The organism is Nostoc sp. UHCC 0251 (assembly GCF_034932245.1).
Classification (GTDB): domain Bacteria; phylum Cyanobacteriota; class Cyanobacteriia; order Cyanobacteriales; family Nostocaceae; genus Nostoc.
This window is the reverse complement of sequence record NZ_JAYGHD010000485.1, coordinates 1-4,229: the sequence shown is the minus strand read 5'-3', so window position 1 is coordinate 4,229 and position 4,229 is coordinate 1. Positions and strand designations below refer to the sequence as shown.

The window sequence follows — 4,229 nt, the reverse complement described above, 5'->3', positions numbered from 1 at the left end:
AATTTTTGGTCAGGATATGATTCAAAATTTCGTCATCCAGGGGGTAAAAGCACAAGTGCATCCAGTCGGCGATTTGAGGCAAATAATCCTTCAGAAGAGGATATAAGCGCTCGAATTTCGCTGTTTCTGGCTTGAATTGCGCTTTTGAGAGCCTTTTGGTATAATATGAAACTTGCTATCCCCAAACAGCTAGAGACGAGCAAGCCAATAAATACTGCAATTAACAAAAATCTTTGCAGTTTAGCAGTTTTTTTCTCTTGTTCTAGTCGTGCTTCTACCTCTTTGGCCCGGGCTGCCTCCAATGTCGTTTGCACTTCACGTCGTTCGCATTCTTGACTAGCAGTTAAAAATTGATAATCCAAATCGCTCAGACTTTTGCCCTGCGCCCAATTTTGAGTATCTTTTAGAGCCTGTCCTCGCAAAAGACGCGATTCATCTTTAAATGAAGAGGCTACCCAAGAATTGAATGTTTGCGAGTAAGGGCGGAGATTGTCTAAATGCTTGATTACCCATTCAGCATTAAAAACATTCCGATAGATGGGATTTTTAATTTTGAGATAGCCGTTGTGTTTCTCGACTAAACCAGATAACAACAGTTCTGCCTGTTCTTGACTATCATCTGTCAGGACAGGAAGAGCAGAAAATGAAGCATAAATTGGGTCTTTTATCTGTTCTCTGTCCCCTGTTTCTTCCGCTTGTAACACTCGTTGGTAAAGCCCTAGTAATCTTCCGGCTCGGTGTTCGTTAAAAAGTAGGCGATCGCGAATTGTGCGGAGGTGTTCGGGATCATCTTTGGCTTCCCAGTGTTGAATAATCTGCGATCGCACAAATTGTTCTACCCAAAATGTTTCAGTTTCTGACGGTAAATCAATTTTTCTATTAGATGTTTTTAAAGCTGTGTGGACAATTAACTGACAGAGCTTTTGGGTAAGAAATGGTTGTCCCCCTGTCCAATAAATAATCTCTTGAAGTACTGCTTTCGGTTGAGTTATAACTTCCTCTAATCCCTTTAGCAATGGCGTGGCTTCATGGAGTTGAAAACCGTGTAAATCTATTGCTGTACCAATATTAAAAGGTGTGCGACGTTTATCAGAAATTAAGTCAGATGGACTAGCTACCCCAAATAGCGCAAATCCTAAGCGTTGAAAATTTGGGTCGTGTGCCTGCTGATTATAGCAATGACGAATCCAGGCAAAAAAGTCACTGGCAGGAAAACTTAAACTTAACAAACTATCAATCTCATCAATGAAGATGAAAATACGTTCGGCTTTGGCGTTTGGCAGAGATTCGCTTTGAATATTTGGCAGCAACACTTCTTCTACGAACTGGTGTAGTTTTTGCACTGAGGAAAGACCTGCTTGCATCTCCCACCATTGCTTAAATTTGACTTTTCCCACCAGATTTAAGCCGTAGAACAAGCTGATAATAACACCTTTGTACCATTGTTCTGGTGTCGTATCTTCGCTACCCAATGTGGTCACATCCAAGTAAACACAGTTATAGCCTTCTTGTCTAAGACGATAACTTGTGCGCTGTAGTAAGGATGACTTGCCCATCTGGCGAGAATTGAAGACGTAACAAAAATCACCAGCCTTCAGGCTTGTATAAAGTTTTTCGTCTGCCTGACGGATGACATACGTGGGATCGTCACTGCAAAGACTACCCCCTACCTGGTATCTCATATGAAATTGTGATTATTAAACAAAGAGATTATCATAATGATTAGCAATTTGTAGATAGTTTAATAAGAATGTTGTATAACCGAATACGATTCAGTACCGCGTTTACTATCTAGAGGAAGTTGGGATCTGGCTCCTAATTTACTTAGTCTCCTATAGTGCAATGCGTAGCAGCAAAGATGATTCCACATCCAGCTTGATGGCTGTGATATTATGGGAGACTGCTACATACATTTAGAAAAACTAGAAATTGAATCGATCATGGCTCTGACGCAACTGCGGAAACAAGAAATAATTTCCAACTACCAAGTACACGAAACCGACACTGGTTCGGCCGATGTCCAAGTTGCCATGCTAACTGAGCGCATTAACCGCCTCAGTGAACATCTCCAGGCAAATAAAAAAGACCATTCTTCCCGGCGGGGACTATTAAAGCTAATTGGTCAGCGCAAGCGTCTTCTAGCCTATATATCGCAGGAAAGCCGGGAAAAGTATCAAGCTTTGATCGCTCGCCTTGGTATTCGTGGATAGGATTACCGCTTATGTCTGCTGAAGAATCTGAACGCAGTCGCTTGCCCTTTGAACCGAAAAAAAAGCGCCAAAAACCCGCAAAAACTCAAAGTAAACCAGCAGCACAGCCACAAGAATCTAGCAAACAGGCTGATAGAAAACGGCCTTACACCAAACAAGAGATGGCTATTCCCCAAGTAGTCAGCCAGCGGATGATCCGACGGGTAGCTGGATTCTGTGGTGTTCCAACAGCTTTGGGCATTAGCGCCTTGGTTGTTAGCTATCTGCTTGCTAGCTACTCCAACATCCAACTACCTCCCATCGCCGTGTTATTGGTGAACATGGGATTATTTGGTTTGGGGGTCTTAGGGATAACTTATGGCGTTCTTTCTGCCTCTTGGGATGAAGAAAGAGTCGGAAGTTTGTTGGGTTTGGGTGAGTTCAACACCAATTGGGGACGAATGGTGGCAGTTTGGCGCGAAACTCGACAAAAAAACTCATAATGAACGGCGCTCAGGTATTTAGATAACTGCGGTATTGGGGTAAATAGAAAAAGTGAATGTTGAAGTTGAAATTTTATAACTTCAACATTGCTAATTAAAAATATATAAACCTTTTTATACCTTATATCCAGTTATTTAGTAGTAAAACTACTGACTGAGCGCTATATTTTGTCTGTTTATTTTGTAAATAAATTTTATTTTTAACTACTCGTAATTAGGGCAATAGGCAACAATAAAGTTAGCTCATTTACAGAAAATTTTCCTCAATTAATCAGGAACTTTCACATGATTATAGTAATGAAAAGTGGTTCCCCAGAAGCGGAAATAAACCGCATTGATGAGGAATTAACTAGCTGGGGGCTAACTCCAGAAAAAATTGTTGGTCAACACAAAGTAGTTATTGGTTTAGTAGGTGAAACCGCCAGCTTAGATCCACTACAAATTCAGGAACTTAGCCCCTGGATTGAGCAGGTGTTGCGGGTAGAGCAGCCTTATAAACGAGCCAGCCGCCAGTACCGCCACGGCGAAGCTTCGGAAGTGGTGGTGAATACTCCTGATGGAGCAGTAATATTTGGTGAACACCACCCTTTAGTAGTCGTTGCTGGGCCTTGCTCCGTAGAAAATGAAGAAATGATTGTGGAGACGGCGCGGCGCGTTAAGACGGCTGGAGCCAAGTTCTTGCGCGGCGGGGCATACAAACCCCGGACTTCACCTTATGCCTTCCAAGGACACGGCGAGAGTGCTTTGGATTTGTTGGCGAGGGCGCGGGAAGTCAGCGGACTAGGTATTATTACAGAAGTAATGGATGCTGCTGACTTGGATAAAATTGCCGAAATTGCTGATGTAATCCAAGTGGGGGCAAGGAATATGCAGAATTTCTCCTTGCTCAAAAAAGTGGGGGCACAGGCAAAACCAGTTCTTTTGAAGCGGGGAATGGCAGCTACTATTGAAGATTGGTTGATGGCAGCCGAGTATATTCTGGCATCTGGCAATCCCAATGTAATCTTGTGTGAAAGAGGAATACGTACCTTTGATCGCCAGTATACGCGAAATACGCTGGATTTATCAGTAGTGCCAGTGTTGCGTAAGCTGACTCACCTGCCAATTATGATTGACCCTAGCCACGGCGTAGGTTGGTCTGAGTTTGTGCCTTCAATGGCAATGGCTGCGATCGCAGCTGGCACAGATTCCCTGATGATAGAAGTTCACCCCAACCCTGCTAAAGCCTTATCTGATGGGCCCCAATCTCTTACACCAGACCGTTTCGATAACTTGATGCAAGAATTAGCAGTGATTGGTAAGGCGGTGGGACGTTGGCAACAACCAGCAGTGGCTCTAGCTTAAAATCCAGTTGCAACTTCATGATCAGGTATGTCAGCATAACTCTGAGTTTGTAGTAAGGATTTTAGTCCTGATGGTCTTACTATCAGCGATGAATCACTCACTACAAACCAGGATTTTATCGTATGTTTAATTATGCTTATACCAATTCAATTAATGATTGCAACATATCCTTGGGTAAAGACGCGATGAATCG

4 protein-coding genes are annotated in these 4,229 nt (G+C 42.8%); 3 read left to right on the top strand and 1 reads right to left on the bottom strand.

The features are described 5' to 3' along the window. Positions 1–32: 32 nt before the first annotated feature. Positions 33–1,682, bottom strand: coding sequence for an AAA-like domain-containing protein (locus tag VB740_RS36030; protein WP_323204592.1), 1,650 nt, complete (start codon positions 1,680–1,682; stop codon positions 33–35). A gap of 258 nt (positions 1,683–1,940) precedes the next feature. Between VB740_RS36030 and rpsO the strand changes: the two genes are divergently transcribed. The 3 genes from rpsO to aroF all read left to right on the top strand — a co-directional run bounded on the left by rpsO (position 1,941) and on the right by aroF (position 4,036). Next, on the top strand, positions 1,941–2,210 hold the full coding sequence (gene rpsO / locus VB740_RS36025; protein WP_041565894.1) for a 30S ribosomal protein S15: 270 nt from the start codon (positions 1,941–1,943) through the stop codon (positions 2,208–2,210). A gap of 11 nt (positions 2,211–2,221) precedes the next feature. Next, positions 2,222–2,692: a PAM68 family protein gene (locus VB740_RS36020; RefSeq protein ID WP_323204591.1), complete on the top strand. Its 471-nt coding sequence runs from the start codon at positions 2,222–2,224 to the stop codon at positions 2,690–2,692. A gap of 285 nt (positions 2,693–2,977) precedes the next feature. Further along, on the top strand, positions 2,978–4,036 hold the full coding sequence (gene aroF, locus VB740_RS36015) for a 3-deoxy-7-phosphoheptulonate synthase (protein WP_323204590.1): 1,059 nt from the start codon (positions 2,978–2,980) through the stop codon (positions 4,034–4,036). Positions 4,037–4,229 lie beyond the last annotated feature (193 nt).